5 protein-coding genes are annotated in these 4851 nt (G+C 41.6%); 3 read left to right on the top strand and 2 right to left on the bottom strand.

The window, feature by feature from the left end:
* Positions 1–233 precede the first annotated feature (233 nt).
* Positions 234–1133 (bottom strand): DMT family transporter, encoded by a 900-nt coding sequence (locus B3D47_RS11255; RefSeq protein ID WP_286862067.1) that lies wholly within the window; start codon positions 1131–1133, stop codon positions 234–236.
* Between the two features lie 222 nt (positions 1134–1355).
* On the opposite strand from B3D47_RS11255, the gene B3D47_RS11260 reads away from it, so the two are divergent.
* The 3 genes from B3D47_RS11260 to B3D47_RS11270 all read left to right on the top strand — a co-directional run bounded on the left by B3D47_RS11260 (position 1356) and on the right by B3D47_RS11270 (position 3265).
* Positions 1356–1901, top strand: a complete 546-nt coding sequence (locus tag B3D47_RS11260) for a glutathione peroxidase (protein ID WP_004814265.1) — start codon at positions 1356–1358, stop codon at positions 1899–1901.
* Between the two features lie 213 nt (positions 1902–2114).
* Positions 2115–2495 (top strand): RcnB family protein, encoded by a 381-nt coding sequence (locus B3D47_RS11265; protein ID WP_286862070.1) that lies wholly within the window; start codon positions 2115–2117, stop codon positions 2493–2495.
* Positions 2496–2656: 161 nt separating this feature from the next.
* Positions 2657–3265, top strand: a complete 609-nt coding sequence (locus B3D47_RS11270) for a hypothetical protein (RefSeq protein ID WP_286862072.1) — start codon at positions 2657–2659, stop codon at positions 3263–3265.
* A 134-nt stretch (positions 3266–3399) separates the two neighbouring features.
* Here the strand turns inward: B3D47_RS11270 and B3D47_RS11275 are convergent, their stop codons facing one another.
* Positions 3400–4776: an NAD-dependent succinate-semialdehyde dehydrogenase gene (locus B3D47_RS11275; protein ID WP_286862074.1), complete on the bottom strand. Its 1377-nt coding sequence runs from the start codon at positions 4774–4776 to the stop codon at positions 3400–3402.
* Positions 4777–4851: the final 75 nt, after the last annotated feature.

The raw sequence follows: 4851 nt of genomic DNA on the forward strand, positions 1-4851 counted from the left end.
AACAAATACAATAAAAGTTATTATTAATATATTTTATATATTATTATTTTAGAATATTTGATCAAAATTCAAAATATCCCGCTATTTTTTCTCCAGTTTTAAACCGAAGTCCAATTTAAACCATTTATTTTTACATTTAATTTTTATAGATTTACCGGCTATTTCAATTAAATGAACATAATTGTTTGATTATTTTTCAATCAAAATATCATTTTATAAAATAGAACTCTTATTTATGCCCTCTGCTTGGGTGTGTATTGTGCGAGGAAAATACCCACCAGAATCACCAGACCACCTATGGTGTGATAAACCGTCCAGGACTCACCTAGCCAAACATAGGCAATCAGCGCAGTAAAGACAGGCATCAGGTTCATAAAAATACTGCTGCGATTTGGCCCAAGCACCTGCACCGCCATCATCCATAGAAATGGTGCAGCAATCGATGGAAAAATCCCCGCATAAATAATACTGCCAGCATTATTGATATTGATGGCATCTAAACCTGTCCACAGAATCATCGGGATGTGCAGCAAAACACCAAAGCAGATCTGAATATACAGACTCTGAATTAAGGGAATCTGTATCTGCCATTTTTTCAGAAAAATTCCATAGCAGGCATAGAAGAATACCGCGATCAGCATCAAAACATCACCGATATAGGTATCACCAAAATTCAGCAAATTCCCCCACTGTCCCTGTGCCATGACATACATCAGACCACAGATCGACAAGAGACTGCCAATTACTGCTGTCACCGCAGGACGAATATGCAGGACAAAGATGCCGACAATGATGGTAAAGACCGGAATGAAGGCATTGATCAGGCCCATATTGGTCGCAGTAGTATAATGTGCCGAGGTATAAGCCAGACCTTGATACAACACCATTCCCAAGGCACTAAGTAAAGCCAGTTTACCCAGATAAGGTCGAATACTGCACCAGGAACGCATCACCTGCGGTAAAACAAACGGCGTCAGGATTAGTAAAGCCAGAATCCAGCGATAAAAACTGATACTTACTGGTGAAATGTAGTCAGCCACATAGCGATTCACGGTCATGTTCAATGACCAGATCAGTACTGCTGCCAATGGCAGTAAAAATGCCCACCACACTACCTTGTGTTGCTGTGTCATATACTCATCCATAAAGTGTAGGGTTCAGCATTGTCTGCAAGTCTAAGCCAGCAGCTTTTAATTCAACGCCGTATTGTGTAGCGCAAGCATAATTGATTTTTCACATAAAATTAATGCATGGATTTAAATTTACCCGACTGCCCTACATGTTTTTACTTGTACTCAGCCGGAATACCCGTTACAACATTCGACAGGATAAACACATCAAAAACAGGACTTCATATGAGTACTTCAGTCTACGACATTCCAGTATTAAGCATTCAGGGTGCAGAATTCACTCTCAATCAGTATCAGGGTAAAGTTTTGCTCATCGTCAATGTGGCATCTAAATGCGGCCTGACTCCACAATATGAAGGTTTGCAAAAGCTGTATAACGAGAAAAAAGCCGAAGGTCTGGAGATTCTAGGTTTCCCATCAAATGATTTCCTGGCACAGGAGCCAGGCAGCGAGAAGGAAATCCAGGAATTCTGTTCAGTAAATTATCAGGTCGATTTCCCGCTATTTGCCAAGATCCCGGTCGTTGGAGAAGCTAAACATCCTTTATATGCTGCTTTAACCCAAGCGATTCCTGAACGTACCGGTGAAGGCCCATGGTGGAAAGATCTGGTTGATTACGGCCTGACTCCAAACCAGCCACCTGAAGTGCTATGGAATTTTGAAAAATTCCTGGTCAATAAAAATGGTGAAGTAGTGGCTCGCTTTGCACCGGATATTACTGCAGATGATCCACGTATCATCGATGCAATTAATGCCGAATTGGCTAAATAATTTACAATAGTAATATAAGCATCTCTCACAGCTAGAGATGCTTATATTTTTTAATTAAAAAAAGATATGTATATTAATAAAATCATTCAATTTACTTCTTCTATTTTCCTTCTAGATTTTAATACTTACACTACACTTTCTTCAATTTCAAACACCTCTGCCAGCCTATGATGGGCTCATACACAAATAAACCGCCATAATGAAAGGTGAAGTATGAAAACGCTGGTGAAAGCAATTGTTTTATCGATCTCAACTGCACTGGTTGCTATTCCGGCCATGGCTGCGCCTCAGGATCATCATCAATATAGCAAGTCGCATGCTCAACAACAGCATCATGCTCCTCAATATCATCAGCTAAACAAACACCCAGCTCAACAGCATAAACAGGGTTATAAAAAAGTTGATCCATCACGTGACTGGCGAGTAGGTCAAAAAGTCCCAAACCAATACCAAAGCAAAATCTATAAAGTGGATCACAGCAAATATAAACGACTCAACAAGCCAGGTAGGAATCAGCAATGGATTAAAGTGAATGGCGACTACATTCTAATGAATGTGGTTAACGATAAGGTCATTAAAATTATCGCAGCTTAAACCCTGCTCTCCTCGGTGAAAAAAGAGCGCTTTGGCGCTCTTTTTTATGCTTGAATATCTATAGCGAGGCCTTTTTTGTTATTCATTTGCAACTCTCCGTATTTTCTACAAATTTCATCCCTATATTAATGGCCTGTAAGCAGTAAATGATGAGCACCCCAATGAAATTTAAGCAAATTCTCCAAAATAGCGTCCTACCTTTTGCCCTTTTTGCAGGTGCATTGAGTTTGCTGGGATGTGATCAGGTTTCTGCCCCTGCTTCATATACTGAAAAACCGGACCAACAGGATGTAGAAGAAGAACAGACAGCAGTATCAGAAAATACTGAAGTGCAGCAATCTTCTGCAGACCTTAAAAGTGGCAATATGTTCTACATCGTACGTGATGTGGCCGATTTGCAGTTAAAGGCTGGTGATTACGTGACTCAGCTGAAGCAAACCCAGACTGAACTGGAAACTGCGGTCAGTGAAAAAGATACTTCTCAATTGCAGAGCGCCGCAATGCAATTGCAACAGCAATTAAAAAGCTTTAACCAGACTTTAAGTGGCTTAAACTTGAAAAGTCAGGAAGTCGATCAGGTACGTAGCAACCTGATGAATGCCAATCAGCAAGCATTGGCATCTCCTTTCCTGAATGGCCGGATGGATTTCAGCCAGGTGGATTTCCAGAAGCTGGAAAAACAGATGGGAAATATCCAGTCTGAAATGATCAAGCTGGCCGCAATGATGATTCCTGAGAAACCATCCCAGGCAGCAGAACAGGAAAGTTGATCTCAGTTTTATAGATGACCCAGGCTCCTTGATAAACCAGTCACCAGACTGGTTTATTACTATTAAATATAGATTAATAGAAGAAGCGGTCTAAAAAGCCGCTTCTTTACTGGAAGAATAGGACAGAAAAGTCATTATTCTTTAGAGCTTTTCACGACGACTAAACGTTTTTGGGTGAATTCTCTGAAACCGTCGATCGATAATTCATGCCCATAACCAGAGTTTTTGATACCACCGAATGGCAGCTCTGGTGCGGTATCAGTAAACCAGTTAATCCAGATCATGCCGGTTTCAACTCGTGAAGCCAGTTTTTTGGCACGCTCGATATCTTGAGAATGAATCACACCGCCCAAACCATAATGCGAATCGTTGGCAATCGAAACGATTTCATCTTCATCCTTCGCGACATAAATCTGGGCAACCGGCCCAAAGAATTCTTCATACCAGGCCGGATTATCACGGCTGATATTTTCCAGAATTGTCGGCTCATAAAAGTTACCTGCATGCTCGATAGGCTTACCACCTGTCAGCACAGTAGCACCATGCGCTACCGCCTTATCGACCTGTTTGGTCAGTTTTTCCAGAGCGTCAGCTGATGATAAGGGTGCCAGTGTCGTTTCAGGGTCGAGTGGGTCACCAATTTTCAGTTCCTGAAAAGCTTTCAGCATACCTGCTTTAAATTCATCAGCGATTTTTTCATGCAAAATAAAACGTTTGGCCGCAGTGCAGACTTGGCCTGAGTTATTTACCCGGGCCTGACAGCCAATTTTAATGGCTTTTTCCAGATCAGCATCATCTAGCACAATAAAGACATCATTACCACCAAGTTCCAAGGTGGATTTTTTAATGTATTTACCGGCCTGTTCTGCTACGGCACTTCCGGCACCTTCTGAACCCGTCAAGGCTACACCCTGTACACGCGGATCAGCAATAATCTCTTGAACCTGATCAGAACTGATAAACAGGTTAATCCAGACACCTCTTGGTGCACCTGCTTCCAGCACCAGCTTTTCAAAGGCTTCGGCACATTGCGGCACAATACCAGCATGTTTGGCCAGGACCGGATTGCCAATTGCGCAGTTTGGGGCAAAGACACGCATCAATTGATAGAACGGGAAGTTCCAGGGTTCAACGGCCATCACAATACCCAGAGGATGATACTCTACCCATGCTTCGCCGAGTTCCGTTTCATAAGACACCGGAGCTAGAAACTCTTTGGCGTGATCAGCAAAGTATTCGGCAATTTTGGCGCAAGATTCAATTTCCCCTTCACTCTGTTTAATCAGTTTACCCATATCCAGCGTCATGAGCTTCGCCAGTTCGGTTTTTTGTTCACGTAATTTTTGCGCGATATTCTTTAGTACTTCAATACGTTGATCAATCTGTTGTGGCCAGTCTGACTTGAGAATCTGTTCTGCCTGATCCAGCGCATTTTGTATATGCTCATCTGTATGTGGCGGATAGTCTTTCAATTTTTGATTGGTAAATGGTTTAATAGATTGATATGCCATGACTTTCCCTTTTCTTTAAATTATAAGTTTTGCTTGTTTTCGACCTCATTTAAATCAATTCAAACAAGCTTGCAT

Source organism: Acinetobacter sp. UBA3461 (genome assembly GCF_002381195.1).
GTDB lineage: Bacteria > Pseudomonadota > Gammaproteobacteria > Pseudomonadales > Moraxellaceae > Acinetobacter > Acinetobacter schindleri.